The organism is Nonomuraea dietziae (assembly GCF_014195505.1).
In the GTDB taxonomy this organism is placed as follows: Bacteria; Actinomycetota; Actinomycetes; order Streptosporangiales; family Streptosporangiaceae; genus Nonomuraea; species Nonomuraea roseola.
In genome coordinates, this window is record NZ_JACIBV010000002.1 from 23,628 (window position 1) to 42,617 (window position 18,990).

Genomic DNA, 18,990 nt, shown 5'->3' on the forward strand with positions numbered 1-18,990 from the left:
GCGAGGGCCTGCTCGCTCACCATGAGATGGTGCCCGGTCCCGAGCGGTCAGAAGGCGGCCGACCGTGCGATGAGCTATGACGCGGTACAAGCCCGCATGCGAGATCACCGCACCGCGATCCCGCTGTTGATCTCCGCCAGCAACGTGGTGGTCGCCGTGTACCGCAGGAGATTCCCCGACAGCGGCAGGTCGAGCGTGGCCTGCGCGTACCGGACGGCATCGCCGACCGTCCGCGACCCGAGCCGTCCCGCCGTGAGCGACCGAAGCTCCGTCTCGGCACCGATCCGGCGGGTGGCCAGGTTGAGGCAGGCCGCCAGCAACTCTGCCCGGAGCGTACGCGGCTGGAGCAACGGCAGCAGGAAGGCGTCCGAAACGTCGGCCCGGGACAACGACCCGTCGGCGCCGGTGTCGAACCGGACGTCGGTGGCCTGGACACGAGCCAGGTTCTCGGGTGTGTGAAGCGAGGTCCGCAGTGCCCAGAGCGTGACGATCATCGGATCGCGGGTGGGCGCGACAGCGGTGATCCTTGTGCTCGCCGTCGCGGCAGGTGCGGCGAAGTCGCAGCCGCCACCGCTGAAGCGCGCCGACACCGGCACCGTGAGGCCGGCACCATCGGTGTGCAGCAGGCTTGGGCGCGCGGTGAACGCGATCGTGCCGGGCGCGGAACCCGGAGCGATCCGCCCGGTCTCCCACCGCAGGGTGGTCGTCCCGCCGGGGTTACCGATGACGGCGGTGGGCCGAGGGCCCGCGCCCTCGTCCAGGGACGTGCTGTAGTACACCCCGGCCGGGAGTGTGGCGGTGATCGTGGCCGAGGAGGCCGCTCCGGTGCCCGTGTTGCGGTATTCGATCGCGTACGAGATCGGCTCGCCCGCGTTCACGGAGGGCGGGGCGGTCACCGTCAGACCGGGGACGGGTCGGCGAACCGTGGTGGAAGCCGTCGCGGTGTTGTCGCCGAGCGTGCCGTGCTCCGGGGACCCGTACTGGTTGGTGCCCGAGATCCGCACCTTGTTGGTGACAGTCGAGCCGTCCGCGGCCGTGCACGGGATCGGGTAGGTGAACCTCTCGGTGGCAGGCAGCGCGCTCAGGGAGCGGATGACGGCGGTTCCGTCCGGGAGGGTGTCGGCGAGGGAGACGTTCGTGGGCGTGCCCGCTCCTCGGCCGGTGGCCTGGACGGTGTAGGTGAGGGTGTCGCCCGCGTCCGCCTCCGGCTTGTCCACGGTCTTGGTGACGGCCAGGTCGATGGGCGAGTGCAGGCTCCGCGCGGCCTCGCCGGTGATCTCCTGCGCACCGGCGCCGGTCACGCCCCGGTGGGCGCCCTCGGCGAACATGCGGCTCTCGCGAAAGTTGAACCGCAGGCGGCTCCAGTCATCCCAGGCGGTGAGCGTCTGCTTGGGTGAGGCCGGACAGGAGGTGGTGTCGTCGCCCAGCGCGATGTGGTTGACGTCGGCCGTCGCGGCGGTCTCCACGACCTTGTCGCCGTTCCAGTCCAGCGGCTCGGTGGAGGAGGCGTCGCGCCGCACGCCGTTCAGGCCGTAGACGATCGAGGTGTAGGCGTCGGGTACGGCGGGGCCCGTCTCGTCGAGGCCGGCGTCCTCCTTGAGCGTGCCATGCGCCCGGTTCTGGTAGTCGGGCTTCCCATCCGCGTTGGAGCCGGGGAACTGGTAGAGGTAGTTCATCACGCTGGTGTAGTTCGGCTTGCAGTTGATCGGGTCGCTCCCGCCATGCTGAAGGCCCAGGTTATGGCCGAGCTCGTGGATGAACGTGCCGGCCTCGACGTCCGCCAAGCCGCCGTTGGCGGTGATCATGTCGTCGGTCCAGGCGCCGAGTGTGATGAGGAAGTCGTTGCCGCCGGGGAGCGCCCGGCCGGTGCGCTGGGCGTCGGCGACCGTGGTGGCGGAGTCGTCACCGAGCTCGGCGAATCCCGACGTGGTGCCTCTTCCCGTGATGGCGTGGGCGGACAGCGCGTAGTGGAAGGCCAGCCGCTTGGCGCCCAGGACGTTCACGCAGTTGGCCGAGGAGCGCTCCTGAGGGGCGCCGAACCGGCCGTCACACGGGCGATCGGTGAATCCGGACTTGATGTCGTCGAAGTCGTCCAGGCCGCCCGATCCCTTCACATCGAACAGCAGGCCCTCGGCCTCCGTCACCGTGTCCTCGTCGCGGTCGACGTGGAGGGCGATCCCGTGCTCGGCGAACTCCCAGAACACCGCGAGCACCGCTTCGTCCGAGAGCCTGCGGGGACGGTTCCTGCAGTAGGCGGCTTGGCACGCCATGGCGTCCATCTCCACGAAGACGTCCTTGCGGTGCGGGTCGGCCCGCTCCTCCAGGTGGTAGTCGACGTCGCCGTCCCTGTCGTAGTCGATGCCCTTGGTCTCCCACTCGTCCGGCAGGCCGTCGCCGTCCGAATCCGGCAGCGCCAGCACCCGGATGGTGACCGTGCACGTGGCCAGGACGGTGTTGCCCGTCGCCGAGGATCTGATGTCCAGCACGATGTCGGCCGGGCCCAGGCCCAGGCCGTACGCCGGGCCCAGGTCAAGCTCGCCGCGGAAGGTCGCCGACCCGACGACGGCCCGCTCGTGGACGAGGTGCTCGCGGCCGTAGTGGAAGTTCTCCCGCATGGTGACGGTGAAGGTCACCAGGTTGTCCGTGCCGTTGGTGAGCGTGAGCTCGCTGGGTAACTTGTCTCCTTCCATGAGGAAAAGCCCGCCCGCGGGGAACTCGCACGCGGCCTGGACCGGACCGGCCGCGTGCCCGGGCAGCGGGATCAGGGCCGCGACGGCCATCAGGGTGAAGACGAGGATGGTACCGATCACTCCGCGATGCCGGCGGTGCATTCCAGGGCCTCCTCAGCGGGGATGTGAGGAGATTGTTAGCGATCTACCCCTGGAGTTCATGAGTAGGGCCTACTCAGCTTGCGGGAGGAGGCGTGGCGGGTCTGACCGCGCCGCGCGAACTGGAAGAGGAGAGCGGCCTGCCGTGGCAGCACGCCGGCTCGTCGCCCTTCCACGACGTCGTAAGAGCAAATCTGTAGCGACTGGAGTAGACATTCGTTGCTGTGGGGGCTAATGTTTCTGACATCGCAAGGAACGAAACGCCGGGCAGCGCAGAAAGACGCAGCAAGACGCCGAACTGCCCGGACATGGTGGATGAAGTCGGAGTTTGTGAGGGCAGAAGGTCGGACGTGAGGGGCCAGGGCAGTTGTAAGGGCCCCGCCCGTGGACGCGCTGCCGAAGAAGAAGTTGGTTGATGGCAGGGGCAGAAGGTCGGACGTGAAGGGCCAGCGCAGTAGTCAGGGCCCCGACCGTGGACGCGCTGCCGAAGATGAAGTTGGACAGTGGTCCGGAAGATAGAGATGAAGGGAGTGTTGAACACCATCAGGATCGCCCGTTGCCGGCTGAGTCTCGCCGCTCGGGTACCGCAGTTCCACAGATGGGAAGGTGGTCTACGGTCACGCATTCGCGATCCCCGCATCGCCGCGCTGTACGGCTGATGCGGAAACGGTAAGTACCGGCCGATGGCCGGTAGATGGTGTTGAAACTCTTCGGGGGCCCCGGCGCGAGATAGCGCCGGGGCCTCTGTCGCATCACGAAAGGCTTGTATGGATCAAACGCACCCGACCGCCGGCACCGCCACACTCGAGCACCGCGGAGCCTGCGACAGGTTCGACGATGAGAACTATCCCGCCTACAGCATGGGCGCGGCTACCGAGATGCTCCAGGTCACCCCCGCGTTCCTGCGCGCCTTGGGCGCCGCCAGGCTGATCGAGCCGCAACGCTCCCGCGGCGGACACCGCCGCTACTCCCGCTACCAGCTGCGCCTGGCCGCCAGGGCGCGGGAACTGGTCGACCAGGGCACGCCGCTGGAAGCCGCCTGCCGCATCATCATCTTGGAAGACCAACTGGCCGAGGCGCGGCGCATCAACGGCTCCCGCAGTCATCTGGCCGACGCCTAGCGCCACCACCTTCGCCGATCACGCGCTCTGATCTGTCGCAAGAGCAGATCAGAGCGAACGGCGCAACGGCCTGCGACGGCCAAGCCCTGCCCGCCGGACCGGGCTCTCCACTTGCTGATCGACCACTGTTACCAGGATCGTCGGCCGTTCCGTCCCGCCCGGCGATTGACAACGGGTGTGGTGATGGTCACGGGAATCCCCGAGGGAGCCTGGGCACCCGTGATACGTCGGAGTTCCGCCTCGCCCGAGCGGACCTGGCTGGTCTGCGGGACGATACCGGCGTCGGCCATCAGGCGGGTCATGTCACGGCGCTGGTTGGGCAGCACCAGGGTGACGACGCTGCCGGACTCGCCGGCGCGGGCGGTGCGGCCGCCGCGGTGCAGGTAGTCCTTGTGGTCGCTTGGCGGGTCGACGTTGACGACGAGGTCGAGATTGTCGACGTGGATGCCGCGGGCCGCGACGTTGGTCGCCACCAGCACCGTGACGTGGCCGGTCTTGAACTGAGCGAGGGTACGGGTGCGCTGGGGCTGGGACTTGCCCCCGTGTAGCGCGGCGGCGCGTACTCCGCTGTTCAGCAGGTGTTCGGTGAGCCGATCCACGGCGTGCTTGGTGTCCAGGAACATGATCACCCGGCCGTCGCGAGCAGCGATCTCCACAGTGGTGGCCTGCTTGTCGGCGCCTTGGATGTGCAGGACGTGGTGCTCCATCGTGGTGACCGCGCCCGCCGAGGGGTCGACCGAATGGACCACCGGGTCGCTCAGATAGCGGCGGACCAGCAGGTCGACGTTGCGGTCCAGAGTGGCGGAGAACAGCATCCGCTGGCCCCCCGGCCGCACCTGGTCGAGCAGATGGGTGATCTGGGGCATGAAGCCCATGTCGGCCATCTGGTCGGCCTCGTCCAACACGGTGATGCCGACCTGGTCCAGGCGGCAGTCGCCGCGCTCGATGAGATCCCTGAGCCGTCCCGGGGTCGCGACGACGACCTCGGCACCGCTGCGCAGCGCATTGGCCTGCTGGCCGATCGACATGCCGCCGACGACGGTGGCCAGCCGCAGCTTCAGTGATCGGGCGTACGGGGTGAGAGCGTCAGTGACCTGCTGGGCCAGTTCCCGCGTGGGGACGAGAATCAGGGCGAGCGGCTGTCGCGATTCGGCACGCTGTCCGGAGGTGCGGACGAGCAGGGCCAGACCGAAGGCGAGCGTCTTGCCTGATCCGGTGCGGCCCCGCCCCAGGACGTCCCGGCCGGCCAGGGAGTTCGGCAGCGTGGCCGCCTGGATCGGGAACGGTTCGTTCATGCCCAGGCTGATGAGCATCTTCAGCAGCGCGGGCGGCATGTTCAGTTCGGCGAATGTCGCGGCTGCGGGCAGGGCCGGGGTGACGCTGACCGGCAGCGCGAACTCCCCCTGAAGCGCGGCAGGGCGCCGCCCGTAGCCACCGGTACGGCTGGGGGCGCCTGAACGGCCTGAAGCCGGCGAGCCGAATCGGCCACCTCTGCCGGAACTGGCAGAGCCGCCCGTACGGGTGGGAAAGTTGCGGCCGGGCGTGCGAGTTGCATGGTTCATGCAGAATCTTCCTCGATGCGGCACGTGTCAGGAATTCTCGGCGCGATGAGCGGCACAAAGAATAGTGAGTACGAGCCGAAGAAAAGACGAGTCGAGCCGGGGCGGAAAACAGCCTGGGTCTCGTGCGTCGAAATGGTCGGCATTCGCCGAGAAGAACGGCGGCTGCGATGCCGGGCCAGAGGACTGGAGCGGACTTATGCCCGAACCGGAGCCATTGGTGGCGTAGCCGGTGTGCGGCGGAAGAACAGACGTCTTCGCGGTTCGTGAGGCCGTCGCAGCACATGGGTACCACAAAAGCAACGCGCTGGGGCCCGCCCCCTACAGGGCGGGCCCCAGCTGCGTGGTGCGTCGGTGTCAGGCGGGAACGATGTTCTCCGCCTGCGGGCCCTTCTGGCCTTGCGTGACGTCGAAGGTCACCTTCTGGCCCTCCTGAAGCTCGCGGTAGCCCTGGGCGGCGATGTTCGAGTAGTGGGCGAAGACGTCAGCGCCGCCACCGTCCTGCTCGATGAAGCCGAAACCCTTTTCCGCGTTGAACCACTTCACTGTGCCAGTAGCCATCTTGCATCTCCTTCGGGGCAGTGCCCGTAAGGCTCGCACTGTGCGAGCCTCGCGTCGCCGCGATGATTACCCCGTCCGGAAAAGCGCCGGCAATACAAAAGTGCCACCACCGGCACAGGACGCCGGCGAGGGCACTTGAAGTCTTTGGGAACCACAACTGCAACTGAGATGGACAGTATCACAGTGCGCGTTTCCGAGGAAAGCAAGGGTTCACATTTCGTCGGTTACGCCATAAAACCTAACCGTACGTCGTCCTAATTTCTGCATCTGTGGCAATAGATATTCGCTTCCGTGAGCCTCGTCATCTGAAGCGGCAGGTCTCAGGCTTGCCCAAGCTCGTGAACTTGGTCTCCAAGCAGAGAAGCCCCTGGTAGCTGCGTTGTCGACCAAGAGCGACAGCATCCCCAGGAGCTTCGCGTGCCGCGCTGTCCACCGGCACGTGGTCCTGCCGCTTAGACGTCGTCTCATTTGGTGAGTCGGCGGTAGCAGATGAGGGCTGCGGCGATGGCGACGAAGGATGCGAAGTGGTCGGCCCGGCGCTCGTAGCGGCGGTGCAGGCGGCGACAGCCGGCCAGCCAGGAGACGGTCCGCTCGACGACCCAGCGGTGGCGTCCCAGGCGGCTGCTGGATTCGATCCCTCGGCGGGCGATGCGTGGAACGATGCCGCGGCCGCGCAGGAAGGCTCGTAGATGGGGGTAGTCGTAGCCTTTGTCACCGTGGAGCTTGCCCGGCCGGCGACGCCTCGGCCCGCGGCGGGAGCGGATCGGCGGAATGCTGCGCACCAGCGGCTCCAACGCCAGGCTGTCATGGGTGTTGGCTGCGCTGATCGCGACAGAGATCGGCAGGCCGGTCCGTTCGACGATCAAGTGGATCTTCGACCCTTTCTTGCCGCGATCGACAGGATTCGGACCCGTCAGCTCCCCCCTTTGGCCGCCCGGACGCTGACCGAGTCGATCGCGCACCGCGACCAGTCCAGCTCGCCGCGGGAGCCGAGCTCATCCAGGATGATCCGATACAGCTTGGCCCACACCCGGGCTCTGCTCCAGTCGGTGAAGCGGCGGTGCACCGTCTGCCAGGAAGCGCCGAAGCCCGGTGGCAGCTGCCGCCACGTGCAGCCTGTGGTGGCCACGAACACGATGGCCGCCAGGATCAGGCGGTCATCGGCCCGCCGTCGGCCACCACCTTGCGGCCGCTTCGGAGGCGGCGGCATCACGCGCTGAAACAGCTCCCATAACTCGTCAGGAACCAGCTGATCTAGGAACGCTTCCATGATCGATCCAACGAGTGATCACCAATCAAGACACGGTCTTACTGTGTGACTCTCACCGTTTGACGGGCTGCACCGGCAGCGGGCAGCTCTCGCCTGGAGCAAGGCGGTGAACCCTGCCCGACAGACCCGCCCGTTCCATGTGGCGCAGGAAGTCGTCCAGCGGGGAGGAGAAGACGGTGTAGTCCTCGTGGTGCACGGGCACGACGGTACGAGGGTTGACGAGGTGGACCCATCTGGCTCCCTGCTCGCCGTCCATGGTGACAAGCAGAGCTCCCAGGAGTTTGGTGCCGCCCAGGTGGACGATGGCCACATCGATGTCCGGGAAGCGGACGGGGATGCCCGACAGGCGGCGATGGTCCATCAGCGTGTCCCCGCTGATGTGCAGGCGGAGGTCCGGCTTCCCATGTGGGTCGGAGAACTCCAGCATGCTGCCCATGACAGGAGGCAGGAGCAGGTTGGCGAGGCCGAGCGCGTGCTTGGCGGGCAGCGCGGTGATCGTGACAGTCCCGTCACCGTTGCTCAGCCGGTGCTGGCCCCATACGTCGAGGGCCGGTGGCCCGGCTGAAGCCCTGACGTCTCAAGCGACGGGCGGCGTGGGGAGTGGTGATGATCGGTGTGCGCTTGTCCAGGGCCCCGCGGGCCACCCTGTCCCAGTGATCTCCATGCATGTGGGACAGCACGACCGCGTCCAGCGGCGGCAGTTGGCTGATGTCCAGTGCGGGCTCGGTGAGCCGCCTGGACGTGAGCCCGTAGCCGAGATAGGCGCGCTGGCCGCGGTGCAGGAAGTTGGGATCGGTCAGCAGGGTGAAGCCTTTGTAGCGGATCAGCGTCGTCGCGTTGCCGATGAAACGCACTCCCGCGGTCTCATGACCGGACATCAGGTCTCCAGGGTCGAGGAATGGAGCGCATCAACGAGAACCGTGACTACTCCCCCACAGCTCCGCTGCCCGGAGGAGCAGCGCTGGAACGTGCCTGAGGTAAGGGAGACACCCAGATCAGACGCGGCGGACCGGCCAAGCGCCGCGTCAGCGACGCCTTGCCCACGGCCTGGCGGATGGCGTGGCCACCCCCGATGACGACATCGTTGCTGGGTGTGCGGTGTCCAGGCGGGGACATGGCAAGGTTCCCTTCTCGATCTCGGTGAGGATCTGGAGCTTTGCGACGTGGCCGCCGGGACGATCACGTGTTCCGGCGCCGGTCTTCGCCGGCGAGCCGCGTATCCACCAGGGGTGGCTGCCTGCGTGCTGGATGGTGTGCAGCACGTCGGAATGTGCGGCGACGCGCCGACCTCACAATTCGCTGCGCTGTCTTGTCGAACTGGTGAGAGCAGACCCGACCAAGGGAGTCAGTGACACGATGGCCAGGACGCCATGACCATCCCATCCGAGCCACGAGGCGGCCGGCTCGATCCGGGCCTGGGCGCGATCATGAGCGAGCGGCGTCAGCTGATCAATCTGGCGTATCGGCTTCTCGGCTCCCTGGCCGATGCCGAGGATGTCGTCCAGGAGACCTACGCCCGCTGGTATGCCATGTCCCGGCGGCAGCAGGACGCCATCGCGTCTCCCGGCGCCTGGTTGACCAAGGTCGCCGGCCGCCTCTGCCTCAACGTGCTGTCCTCGGCACGGGTCCGGCGCGAGACCTACGTGGGCGAGTGGATCCCCGAGCCGCTGCCCGAACCCACGGAGTGGATCACCGGGCGGTCTGACGGATTCACCGGGGACCCGGCCGACCGGGTCACCCTCGACGAGTCGGTCAACATGGCCTTCCTCGTCGTGCTCGAGTCGATGACCCCGGCCGAGCGCGTCGCGTTCATCCTGCACGATGTCTTCCGGTATTCCTTCGCCGAAGTGGCCGAGATCGTCGGCCGTACCCCGGCGGCCTGCCGCCAGTTGGCCTCCTCGGCCCGCCGCCGCATCCGCGCGACGCACGCTCCCGCGGCTCCGGCAGCCCGGCAGGCTCGGATCGTCAGGGACTTCAAGCAGGCATGGGAAGACGGGGACATCGACGCCCTCATCAGCCTCCTCGACCCCGACGCCACGGCGATCGCCGACGGCGGCGGCGTCGTCGGCGCCCTGCTGCGCCCGATCGAAGGCGCCGAGCAGATCGTCCGCTCCCTGGTCCATCTCGATGGCAGGCTCCGCGACCTGACGATCCTGGAGCGTACGGTCAACGGCCGGCCCGGACTGATCGCTCAGCACGACGCTGTGACCGTGTCGGTGTACGCGTTCGAGGTCGCAGGCAACCGGATCAAGCGCATCTGGGCGATTCGCAACCCCGACAAGCTCCGGTGGTGGACGGCGGGGCTGCAGCACTAGGAAGTTCTCAAGATGATCTTCGCTCGCAGGGACATACCTTGATTCGAGCGCGCCTCACCCAAGGTCAAAAGGGTTTCGCCGGCGACCTCCGCGAGGGACAGGCCGGCACCACACAAGCGCTCAATGTTCAGTCGCCACATTGACCTGGCGGCGCAGAGACGGTCTCACACGGTGCCGGGCCGGCTCCATGCGTCTGGACGGCGCGCCACCGCACCGTGAGTGACCCTGTGTGCCCCACCAGCCTGGTCCGCCGGATCGGCTTCGCCCTCGGCCCCGGCTGACCACTCCATGGTGGAGTCGCCGATCGCCGGCCGCGACTTCGAACTGAAGGCCACACAACGCAAGGAGAAGTCATGAACATGCCAGATCGATTCGACGAGAATGCTGAGAGACGGACTCAAACGACCAGAACGCACGAGAAGGCGGCCACCGTCGCACGAAGCGGCTGGAGCCGGATCCGCCTCATCGCCTTCTGGGCCACCACGTTTGTCATCGTCTTCGAGCTGACTGCTGGATCGGTGTGGAACCTTGTGCCGATCGAATGGGTGGAGGCTCAGTTGCGCCACCTGGGATACCCGCACTACTTCGCCTACATTCTCGGCGTGTGGCAGGCCGGCGCGGCCGTCGCGATCATCGCGCCCCGGCTTCCGCTGATCAAGGAATGGGCGTACGCGGGCGCCTTTTTCCTGTGGTCGAGTGCCGTGGTATCGCATCTGACGATCGGTGACGGTCTCCAGACATGGGGGCCGCCGCTGATGTTCGGGGCATGCGCCATCGCGTCGTGGGTGCTGAGGCCTGCCGACCGTCGGCTCCCTGCGTCGCGGCTCCGTCCTGCCGCCGGACAGGACGCGGCCGGTCCGCCGGAAACCCGGCCTCGCGCTTGGGCCGTCCCGATGGGGCTCCTCGTTGTTCTGTATGCCGTTTCCCTCCTCACGCTGCCCGCGGCCGACGCCATGATGCACGAGTGGGCAGTTCAGAACGGCTGGATCGACGAGTAGCGGCTTCCTGCCCCGCCGGCTCTGCGGCCGGAGCTCCCCCAGACGGCCGGGCGGCGAACGAAACCCCGCGTCGACGGCATCGCGTTGCCCGTGCGTGGCGCGGCGATCGGCCAAACGCGCACCGGCTGGTCGACGAGCTGAGGGCTGGTGACGTCGCAGGTGACCGCCAGCGCGTGCCCGCCCTCCTCGCGGATCATCTGGGCGGTCTTCTCGTTCTGACCGGCCGCGACGTCGGCGACCACCACGCCCGCGCCTTCGCGGGCGAACGCCAGCGCGGTGGCGCGGCCGATTCCGCTGGCCGCACCGGTCACCAGCACGGCCTGGCCCTCGAAGCGGCGGTGAACAGGCTGCGTCATGGATGCCTCCCTGAGGCTCGTGTCGTGTCGTGGGGTCGCCGCCGCGTTCAGGGCGTGAGGAGGACCTTGATGGCGCGGCGCTCGTCCATCGCCCGGTATCCCTCGGCCGCCTGCGCCAGCGGGAGGGTCAGGTCGAAGACCTTGCCCGGGTCGATCTCGCGGTTGGCGATCAGCTCGATCAGCTTCGGCAGGTACTCGCGCACCGGCGCGGGGCCGCCGTGCAGGTGGACGAGGGAGAAGAACAGCTCGTCGCCCGGCAGCGAGACATCGTGGGAGACGCCGACGAACCCCATGTGCCCGCCGGGCCGGGTGGAGCGGACGGCCTGCGTCATCGACTCCTGGGTGCCGACCGCCTCCACGACGCTGTGCGCACCGAGCCCGCCGGTCAGCTCCTTGATCCTGGCCACGCCCTCGTCCCCGCGCTCGGTTACGACGTCGGTGGCGCCGAACTGGCGGGCGAGCTCCTGGCGCGGCGCGTGCCGGCTCATCGCGAGGATCCGCTCAGCGCCGAGCTGCTTGGCGGCCAGCACCGCGCACAACCCGACCGCGCCGTCACCGACGACGGCGACCGTCTTGCCCGGCCCGGCCTGGGCGGCGACGGCGCCGAACCAACCGGTGCCCAGCACGTCGGAGGCGGCCAGCAGGCTCGGGATCAGATCCGCATCCGGCATGCCGGGCGTGGCGACCAGCGTGCCGTCGGCCAGCGGGATCCGCGCCCGTTCGGCCTGGGTGCCGATCGTGCCCATCAGCACCCGGTGGACGCACGCGCTCTGGTAACCCGACCGGCAGGTCTCGCAGGTGTTGTCCGAGGCCCAGAACGAGCCGACCACGAACTGGCCCGGCTTGATCGTGGTGACTTCGCTGCCGACCTCCTCCACGACCCCGACGTACTCATGCCCCATCGGGACCGGCCCGTCGAGCTTCTCCACGCCGCGGTAGGGCCACAGGTCCGACCCGCACACGCAGGCCGCCGTCACGCGGATGATCGCGTCCGTGGGCTCGATGATCATCGGATCGGGCCGCTCCTCGACCTGGACGTCGCCCGGGGTGTGCAGAACTACTCCACGCATGTGAATCTCCTTCAGAAAGGCGGGATGGGGGGCCGACGACGTTCAGCGGTGGTTCTCACCGGCGGGTGGTGGAACGTGCGGCCCCGTACTCGGCGTCGCTGACGTGCTCCAGCCAGGTGGTGTCGTCGCCCTCCCACAGCGCGAGGTGGACCATGAAATGGTCGGGGGCGGCACCGTGCCAGTGCTCCTCGCCCAGCGGGGTGTACACGACGTCACCCGGGTGCGCTTCGGCCAGGGCCTTGCTGGTCGGCGGCTGGGTGATCAGCTGCATCGCAGGGTTCCTCTTCGACGGTCGTCTTCAGCTGCGTGTCCGCAGCTCCTCTTCAGTCGCCCTGTTTCCGGCAACGGGTGGAGTCATCTCGGCCCTCGGCAGAAGATGGCCTCCGTCACGGCGTTCCTTTGCCTGGTCGGCCTTCCGCTTCGGGCTCGCCCCATCCAGGAGACCGGGCTCCGGCGCGCGGGTGACTTCCTCGCCGGCCGGCGCGCCAGGATCACCCCGCAGCGGGCCGAGCCGGCTCCCGGCGATCGCCGCCGGGTGCACGGCCTGCGCCGCGAGGAAGTCACCCGACTGGTACACCCGCTGCTCGACGCCATGACCGACGCGCCCCGGCCATCCTCCGCGACGGCCGCAGGGAGCTCCTTGCCGCCAACCGCCCGAGGCGCACCATGTACTGGCCCGTCTTCCAGCCCTCCGCTGTTGTGCGTTCTCCCCCGGCCACACCTGATCACTTCAGGTTGTTCCGGAAGAACGTGGTCAACTTGTCGAAGGGGATGAGGTTGACGCGATCGTAGAGATCCACGTGACCGGCGCCGGGAACAATCACCAGTTCCTTGGCTTTACCGGCGAGCCGGTAGGCCTCTTCGCTGAACTCCCTGGAATGCGCCTTCTCGCCCGTGATGAAGAGCATCGGGCGGGGAGAGATCGTCTGGATGTCGGCGAACGGGTAGAAGTTCATGAACTTGACGTTGCTGGTGAGCGTGGGATGCGTCGTGGTGTTCGGGCTGTATCCCCTGGCGGTGCGGTAGAAGTCATAGAATTCACGCTCGACCGGAGTCGAGTTGTCATTGAGCTGTTCAGGCGTTCCGCTGGTGTATTCGGTTTGACCACCCGCGAACTCCACATCGCGCTGTTGCGCTGCCTGCTTGAGGATGTCCTTCCGCTGCTCGAGGGTGACGGATTTCCTGAGCCCGTCGCGGTTGGCGGCGCCCATGTCGTACATGCTGACCGTCGCGACGGCCTTGATACGCGGATCGATCTTGGCCGCACTGATGACGAAGCTTCCGCTGCCGCACACGCCGATCGCACCGATCCGCTCCTTGTCGACGAAGGCTCGGGTGCGCAGGAAATCCATCGCGGCACTGAAGTCCTCGGCATAGACGTCCGGCGAGACAGCGTTGCGAGGCTGGCCGTCACTCTTGCCCCAGAACGACAGATCAAGGGACATGGTGACGAACCCCTGCTCGGCCATCTTCGTGGCATACAGGTTTGCGCTCTGCTCCTTGACCGCACCCATGGGATGTCCGACCACCATCGCCGGATTCTTCGCTCGGCGATTCAGGTTCTTGGGGACGAACAGGTTCCCCGCGACGTTCATCCGGTACTGGTTCTTGAAGGAGACCTTCTGCACCGTTACCTTGTCGCTGGTGTAGAAGTTGTCCGCACCGTTGGACGTGTCCCCAGGCGGCAGGTTCGGTGTTGTATGGGCCATCGGCGCAGAGGGCGTGGAGGCCTGGGCGGCCGAAGGCCAGCCTGATGCGAAAAGCACACCGAGTACGGCGGCGCCGGCGCCCGCCCGCTTGATCAGCCCACGGCGCGCGACAGTCCGCCCCGCGGATGCCGTTGTCGTCGCCTGTCCGGCGGTATCAGACTTCGTGTTCATCGTTGATGCTCCCTGTGGTCTGTCAGCCGACAACTTTCGGCGGCACGGGTATTCAGCGGTTCCCTGATCGCATGCGATTGGTCCTCAGAGGGTGAGGGTGAGTAGCTTCTTGATCGGGTGACGGCTTTCGTCAACGACAGGCCGTCACGCCGTGTGGCAACACCCAGAAAACCGGCTCCGTCGCGCGGGCGGGAGGTCGCGTTCATCGGGGGGACAACCTCTACCCCTTTCCGCCCCCGGCCGCTCCCTACAGTGGAAAGGTGGACAACCGAGATGAGATCCGCGACTTCCTCGCCAGCCGGCGCGCCAGGATCACCCCACAGCAGGCTGGGCTGGCTCCCGGCGGTCGCCGCCGGGTGCCCGGCCTGCGCCGCGAGGAAGTCGCCGTGCTGGCCGGCGTGAGTACCGACTGGTACACCCGGCTCGAGAAAGGTCACATCAGCGGCGTCTCCGAGGACGTCCTGAACGCCGTGTCGCGCGCCCTCCAACTCGACGACGCCGAACGCGCTCACCTGTTCGACCTGGCCCGCGCCGCGGGCACCCGCGCCCGCACCCCCCGCCACGCCCACAAGGTCCGTCCCGGGCTGCAGCGGATGCTCGATGCCATGATTGACGCCCCGGCCATCATCCGCAACGGTCGCATGGACCTCCTGGCCGCCAACCGCCTCGGCCGCGCCATGTACTGGCCGGTCTTCCAGACGCGACTCGCCGCCCCCGGCCGGAACCTGCACCCGGGCGCCACTCCCGGCCAGCCGGCCAACATCGCGCGCTTCCAGTTCCTCGACCCGGCCGGGCCCGACTTCTTCCCCAACTGGGACACCGCCGCCGACACCACCGTCGCCCTGCTGCGCACCGAAGCCGGCCGCGACCCCTACAACGCCGACCTCACCCAGTTGATCGGCGAGCTGTCCACCCGAAGCGCCGACTTCCGCGGCCGCTGGGCGCAGCACAACGTCCGCCTCCACCACGCCGGCACCAAGACCTTCCACCACCCCGCCGTGGGCGACCTCACCCTCGACTACGAGTCCATGGATCTGCACGCCGACCCCGGCCTGAACCTGACCGTCTACACCGCCGCCCCCGACACCCCCTCCCACGACGCCCTTCGCCTGCTCGCGAGCTGGGCCGCGACCCTCGACCAGACCGGACAGCCTCAGGACACAGGCGCGCATCTCCCGCGCGGCTGAGATGGCAAGCGCTGGTTCACAGGCGACCCATGGAACAGCGTTCGCGCAAGCCGATGAGCTCTCAGCATCGTCGGCAGGAAGCGGGACAACGCCGACAGTCACCGATCGGGGCCGCGACGGCTGCCATCCGCGCCGGTGCCGGGTTCCGTCGAGGCGAGACTTGACGCGTCCGCCGAGACCTGACGGAGCCACGGTGATCGTCGATCCCCATGGACGGGGATGGCTCCTGCGACTCGGGGCGTGGGAACTCCCGGGCTGGAGACAGGACTACAACACCGGCCCCTTGCGGAAGCAGCGGGCCGAAGCGCTGCTTACCCGTCAAAGCGGTGGTCGCTGGGGTCGCTATGGCTGGGGCGTCATCCCAGTGATCAGGGTCTGCGGGTCGCGGATCCCCGCGAGGCGGCCGAAACCCTCGGCGTAGGCGGCGATGTCGGCCTGGAGCCGGCGAAGGTGGTCCCGGCACTGCCGGCCGTCGGGCCAGGCGGACTCCGGCTCGTCGGGGTGTTCCCGCTCCCACTCGGTCAGCAGGGGGTGCCACCTGGACAGGAAGGGGCGCAGCTCCTTGTTGAGCATGGAGATCGCGAAATACTCGACGGTCTGGCCGCCCGGCACCGGGGCCGAGGGACGGCCGGCCTTGAGCGCGTCGCGGGTGGTGGCGAACAGGCCGTAGAGGGAGTCCATCGCCTCCCTGATCAGGCCCTCGTCGTCGTCCAGCGCCTGGACGGAGACCCGGGTGACGGTCTCGACGAACAGCTGCCAGGCGACCTGGCGGCTCTGGTTGTTCACCAGGAAGGTCAGCTCGCTCAACTGGGGGACGGTGACCTTCACTTCGGTCAGCTGGGCCGCCCTGGACTGCGCCACGGCCGTGGCGGCAACTCCGGCGACGGTTCCGGTGAGCAGGAATATCCAGCGTCCTCCGGCTGAGGTCAGCTCGAAGATCGCCAGGCCGACGAGCGCGCCGATGAACGCCGCCGCGAGTAGCCTGACCCATCGGGCCTGCATGATCGCGATCATACGCGCTTTCATGGGCGTTCCATTCGTCGGCTGGTAGCGACTTTACTTCCGATCTACCTTCGGGCTGTAGGGGCTTCAGCAGATCTTCTTGTGAGGCTCCCCTTCGGGCAGGTACAGCCGCCACTCCTGCTCGGTGAGGGAGCGGCCGGCCAGGGCGCAAACCGCCTTGAGAGGGTCCGCCGGGATGCCCGGTCGCCACAGCAGGATGGTTCCGGCGTTGTCGGAGCTGGCCAGGGTCTGACCGTCGGGGCTGAAGGCCAGCGCCAGGACGTCAGCGGTGTGGCCCTTGAGCGAATTCCCGATCGGCCGCCCGGTCCGTGCGTGCCACAGTTGGACGCCGTTGTCCGCCCCCGCGGTGGCCAGCGTCTGGCCGTCGGGGCTGAGCGCCACGGCGCCGTCGCCCTTGATCGGATCTCCCGAAAGCCGCTGGGTTCGGGTGTCCCAGAGGCGGGTGGTCCCGTCGCCACCGAGGGCAGCGAGCAGCTTTCCATCCGGACTGAACGCCATCGAGTTGACGCCTTCCATGGAGTTGCCGATCTGCCGTCCGGTCGCTGTGTCCCACAGCCGGATGGTTCCGCCGCAGGCGGTGGCCAGGATCGTGCCGTCCCGGCTGTAGACGAGCGCCTGCACGGCTTCGGTCCCGGCCTTGAGCGGCTGCCCGACCGGTCGCCGGGTGGCCGGATTCCACAGCGAGACGGTCCCTTCGCCGTCGCCGACGGCCAGGGTCGCGTCATCCGGGCTGACCGCCACCGCTTGGACGCGGCGCCCCACCTGGATCGGCTCTCCGATCGGCTGCCTGTCCGCCATGCCCCACGGCTGGACCTCTCCGTCGGGATCGGCGATGACCAAGGTCTGGCCGTCGGCGCTGAGCGCCATGGGCCAGGCGGCGTTGCCGTAGGCGTTCGGGATCCCGATCGGCGTGCCGAGCTGGCGTCCGGTCCTGGGATCCCACAGGCGCACGGTCTCCTCCTGGCCGCTGCTGATCAGAGTCCTGCCGTCCGGGCTGAACAGCAGTGGCGTGACCTCCTCCGTATGGCCCTTGAGCGGGTCCGCGATCGGCCGGCGCGCCTCCGGGTCCCACAGCCGTACGGTCCGGTCCAGGCTGCTGCTGACCAGCAGTGTGCCGTCCGCGCTGAAGGCCACCGCCGAGACGATGTCGGTGTGGCCGGTGAGCGAGTCCCCGACCTGCCGGCCGGTCGTCGGGTCCCACAGCCTCACGGTCCGGTCCCAGCCGGCGGTGGTCAGGGTCTCGCCGTCCGGACTGAACGCGATGGCGCTGACGGGGCCGTCGTGCCCGCTTCGCGGGCTCGTGACGGGCTTTGCCGTGACCGAGTCCCACAGCCGGACGTCTCCGTCGTGGCCTCCGGTGGCCATGATCCGGCCATCCGGACTGAAAGCGACCGATCGGATCGCGCCGGTGTGGCCGCCCAGCGGCTTTCCCTTCCCGGTGGCGAGGTTCCACAGCCGGGCCCCGTCGCGGCCCACGCTGGCGAGAGTGGTGCCATCCGGGCTGAGCCGCAGGGACTCGATGTCGTCGGTATGCCCGGTGAGCGGGGGCCCGATCTGCCGCCAGGTCGCGGTGTCCCACCGCCGGATCTTCTCGTCGAATCCGACGGTGACGAGAGTCCCGCGGTCAGGGCTCAGCTCCAGCGCTACGACGTCGTCGCCCGGGCCGGGGAAGGCGGTCCCGATCGGGCGCCAGGTCGCCGAGTCCCACAACCGGATGTCTTCGTCGTTCTCCAAGGTGACCAGTGTCCGGCCGTCCTGGCTGAACTTCGCCGACCGGAAGTGCGCGGTGAACGGGTGTCCGACCCACCTGCGGGTGACCGGGTCCCACAGGCGCATGGCCCGGTCATCGCCGGCCAGGATCTTGCCGTCCGGGCTGAGCGCTCTGGTGTCGCCGAGGTCGTTCAGGACATCACGGGCAGGAGTCGCCAGGGAGGCGAGCATGCCGTGGCGAGCCTCGGGGGTCTGATTGAAATGCCAGGCCGCGGCGGCCAGGAGCCCGGACCGCACCGGGTCGGCGTCGCCGACCTGGTCTCTGCGCATGACCAGCAAGCTGGACACGGCGCTCCTGTGCTGCCTCTCCGCCCTGTCGCGCTGCGCCCGCGCGACATCGGCCGAGTTGACCGCGGCCACCGCGCCGACGACCGCCGCCGCGGTAAGGAGGGACAGCCCCGTCCAGGAGAAGCGCCGGAACCGCCGGGCCCGCCGGTGCTGGCGGACGTCCTCGCCGACGAGCTCGTCCTTGGGGCGGTGGTGCAGGGCGGAGGCGAGCGTCGCGACGGTGTCAAGGAAGGCGGGGCTGCCGAGGGACAGGTCGGTCTCAGTGCGGACCGAGCGCAGGTCCACCCACAGTGGAGCCTCGGTGAAGCCCCGCAGCAGCGACTCGGGCAGGGCCGTGGTCAGAGTCTCGTCGAACTGCCCCGCCTCGTGATCCCAGACGATCTCGCCGTCGGTGACCACGATGAGCATGGGCCGTTCCGGCGCGAGCGACCGCCAGTGCTCGACCTCCCGCAGGACCCAGAAGGACCGCGCCGATTCGGGCGAGGCCAGCAGGATGAAGCAGTGCGACGCGTCCAGCGCGGCCTCGATCGTGGTCCACAGGCCCGGCGATGCCGACAGGCTGCGGGCGTCGCAGAAGACGCGCAGGGCGCGCAGTCGATACCAGGGACGGGCGAACTGGTGGAGGCCGTCGCGCAGGGCCGGGCCGAGGCGGTCGTCAGCGGCTCGGCTGTAGGAGATGAACCCGTCGTAGTGACTCGGAGATGGTTTCCCGCGCTTGCCCAGGAGGTCCACATGCACAAGTGTGAAGCTTCGGGGATTGAGTA

At 68.4% G+C, this 18,990-nt stretch carries 16 protein-coding genes; 4 read left to right on the top strand and 12 right to left on the bottom strand.

The genetic code is table 11. The features are described 5' to 3' along the window. Nucleotides 1–104: 104 nt before the first annotated feature. Nucleotides 105–2,810, bottom strand: a complete 2,706-nt coding sequence (locus FHR33_RS53015) for a DUF11 domain-containing protein (RefSeq protein ID WP_183660706.1) — start codon at nt 2,808–2,810, stop codon at nt 105–107. A 785-nt stretch (nt 2,811–3,595) separates the two neighbouring features. On the opposite strand from FHR33_RS53015, the gene FHR33_RS42750 reads away from it, so the two are divergent. Then, nucleotides 3,596–3,949, top strand: coding sequence for a helix-turn-helix domain-containing protein (locus tag FHR33_RS42750; RefSeq protein WP_183660708.1), 354 nt, complete (start codon nt 3,596–3,598; stop codon nt 3,947–3,949). Nucleotides 3,950–4,077: 128 nt separating this feature from the next. On the opposite strand, the gene FHR33_RS42755 is transcribed toward FHR33_RS42750, so the two are convergent. From FHR33_RS42755 to FHR33_RS51185, 5 genes are all read right to left on the bottom strand, one after another. Then, nucleotides 4,078–5,511, bottom strand: coding sequence for a DEAD/DEAH box helicase (locus FHR33_RS42755; protein ID WP_183660710.1), 1,434 nt, complete (start codon nt 5,509–5,511; stop codon nt 4,078–4,080). Between the two features lie 354 nt (nt 5,512–5,865). After that, the gene (locus FHR33_RS42760; protein WP_183660712.1) at nt 5,866–6,069 is read right to left on the bottom strand and encodes a cold-shock protein; all 204 of its coding nucleotides are present in this window, start codon (nt 6,067–6,069) and stop codon (nt 5,866–5,868) included. A gap of 464 nt (nt 6,070–6,533) precedes the next feature. Beyond that, nucleotides 6,534–7,339 (bottom strand): IS5 family transposase gene (locus FHR33_RS42765; RefSeq protein ID WP_183660714.1). Its coding sequence is split into 2 segments (ribosomal slippage): nt 6,534–6,988 and nt 6,988–7,339, totalling 807 coding nucleotides; the frame shifts between segments, so codons are not numbered across the junction. Between the two features lie 52 nt (nt 7,340–7,391). After that, nucleotides 7,392–7,775 (bottom strand): MBL fold metallo-hydrolase, encoded by a 384-nt coding sequence (locus FHR33_RS51180; protein WP_246453692.1) that lies wholly within the window; start codon nt 7,773–7,775, stop codon nt 7,392–7,394. Nucleotides 7,776–7,848: 73 nt separating this feature from the next. After that, complete coding sequence (locus FHR33_RS51185; protein WP_246453693.1) at nt 7,849–8,217, bottom strand: MBL fold metallo-hydrolase; 369 nt, start codon at nt 8,215–8,217, stop codon at nt 7,849–7,851. Nucleotides 8,218–8,709: 492 nt separating this feature from the next. Between FHR33_RS51185 and sigJ the strand changes: the two genes are divergently transcribed. Together sigJ and FHR33_RS42780 are read left to right on the top strand one after the other, a co-directional pair. Further along, a complete protein-coding gene (gene sigJ / locus FHR33_RS42775; RefSeq protein WP_183660716.1) occupies nt 8,710–9,654 on the top strand; it encodes an RNA polymerase sigma factor SigJ in 945 nt (314 codons plus the stop codon). A 353-nt stretch (nt 9,655–10,007) separates the two neighbouring features. Then, nucleotides 10,008–10,652 (top strand): DoxX family protein, encoded by a 645-nt coding sequence (locus tag FHR33_RS42780; RefSeq protein WP_221242515.1) that lies wholly within the window; start codon nt 10,008–10,010, stop codon nt 10,650–10,652. On the opposite strand, the gene FHR33_RS42785 is transcribed toward FHR33_RS42780, so the two are convergent. The 4 genes from FHR33_RS42785 to FHR33_RS42800 form a co-directional block, all read right to left on the bottom strand. After that, on the bottom strand, nt 10,628–11,008 hold the full coding sequence (locus FHR33_RS42785; protein ID WP_183660718.1) for an SDR family NAD(P)-dependent oxidoreductase: 381 nt from the start codon (nt 11,006–11,008) through the stop codon (nt 10,628–10,630). The two genes, FHR33_RS42780 and FHR33_RS42785, sit on opposite strands and share 25 nt — an antisense overlap. A 47-nt stretch (nt 11,009–11,055) precedes the next feature. Beyond that, nucleotides 11,056–12,078: a zinc-dependent alcohol dehydrogenase family protein gene (locus FHR33_RS42790; protein WP_183660720.1), complete on the bottom strand. Its 1,023-nt coding sequence runs from the start codon at nt 12,076–12,078 to the stop codon at nt 11,056–11,058. A 55-nt stretch (nt 12,079–12,133) separates the two neighbouring features. Beyond that, nucleotides 12,134–12,349 carry a cupin domain-containing protein gene (locus FHR33_RS42795; protein WP_221242516.1) on the bottom strand — a complete coding sequence of 72 codons (216 nt, stop codon included), beginning with the start codon at nt 12,347–12,349 and terminating at the stop codon, nt 12,134–12,136. Nucleotides 12,350–12,803: 454 nt separating this feature from the next. Further along, entirely contained in the window at nt 12,804–13,958 is a 1,155-nt protein-coding gene (locus tag FHR33_RS42800) for an alpha/beta hydrolase (RefSeq protein WP_183660722.1), read from the bottom strand. 260 nt (nt 13,959–14,218) lie between these two features. On the opposite strand from FHR33_RS42800, the gene FHR33_RS42805 reads away from it, so the two are divergent. Further along, nucleotides 14,219–15,145: a helix-turn-helix transcriptional regulator gene (locus FHR33_RS42805; protein ID WP_183660724.1), complete on the top strand. Its 927-nt coding sequence runs from the start codon at nt 14,219–14,221 to the stop codon at nt 15,143–15,145. Nucleotides 15,146–15,487: 342 nt separating this feature from the next. Here the strand turns inward: FHR33_RS42805 and FHR33_RS42810 are convergent, their stop codons facing one another. Both FHR33_RS42810 and FHR33_RS42815 read right to left on the bottom strand, forming a co-directional pair. After that, on the bottom strand, nt 15,488–16,171 hold the full coding sequence (locus FHR33_RS42810) for a hypothetical protein (RefSeq protein WP_183660726.1): 684 nt from the start codon (nt 16,169–16,171) through the stop codon (nt 15,488–15,490). A 63-nt stretch (nt 16,172–16,234) separates the two neighbouring features. Continuing rightward, nucleotides 16,235–18,958 (bottom strand): WD40 domain-containing protein, encoded by a 2,724-nt coding sequence (locus FHR33_RS42815; RefSeq protein WP_183660728.1) that lies wholly within the window; start codon nt 18,956–18,958, stop codon nt 16,235–16,237. Between the last annotated feature and the right edge of the window lie 32 nt (nt 18,959–18,990).

Coding starts and splice junctions, on each gene's coding strand:
- FHR33_RS42760 (WP_183660712.1), bottom strand. CDS start 6,069: ATGGCTACTGGCACAGTGAAGTGGTTCAACGCGGAAAAGGGTTTCGGC.
- FHR33_RS42750 (WP_183660708.1), top strand. CDS start 3,596: ATGGATCAAACGCACCCGACCGCCGGCACCGCCACACTCGAGCACCGC.
- FHR33_RS51180 (WP_246453692.1), bottom strand. CDS start 7,775: ATGGGCAGCATGCTGGAGTTCTCCGACCCACATGGGAAGCCGGACCTC.
- FHR33_RS42795 (WP_221242516.1), bottom strand. CDS start 12,349: ATGCAGCTGATCACCCAGCCGCCGACCAGCAAGGCCCTGGCCGAAGCG.
- sigJ (WP_183660716.1), top strand. CDS start 8,710: ATGACCATCCCATCCGAGCCACGAGGCGGCCGGCTCGATCCGGGCCTG.
- FHR33_RS42810 (WP_183660726.1), bottom strand. CDS start 16,171: ATGAAAGCGCGTATGATCGCGATCATGCAGGCCCGATGGGTCAGGCTA.
- FHR33_RS42790 (WP_183660720.1), bottom strand. CDS start 12,078: ATGCGTGGAGTAGTTCTGCACACCCCGGGCGACGTCCAGGTCGAGGAG.
- FHR33_RS42755 (WP_183660710.1), bottom strand. CDS start 5,511: ATGAACCATGCAACTCGCACGCCCGGCCGCAACTTTCCCACCCGTACG.
- FHR33_RS42800 (WP_183660722.1), bottom strand. CDS start 13,958: ATGAACACGAAGTCTGATACCGCCGGACAGGCGACGACAACGGCATCC.
- FHR33_RS42780 (WP_221242515.1), top strand. CDS start 10,008: ATGAACATGCCAGATCGATTCGACGAGAATGCTGAGAGACGGACTCAA.
- FHR33_RS51185 (WP_246453693.1), bottom strand. CDS start 8,217: ATGTCCGGTCATGAGACCGCGGGAGTGCGTTTCATCGGCAACGCGACG.
- FHR33_RS42785 (WP_183660718.1), bottom strand. CDS start 11,008: ATGACGCAGCCTGTTCACCGCCGCTTCGAGGGCCAGGCCGTGCTGGTG.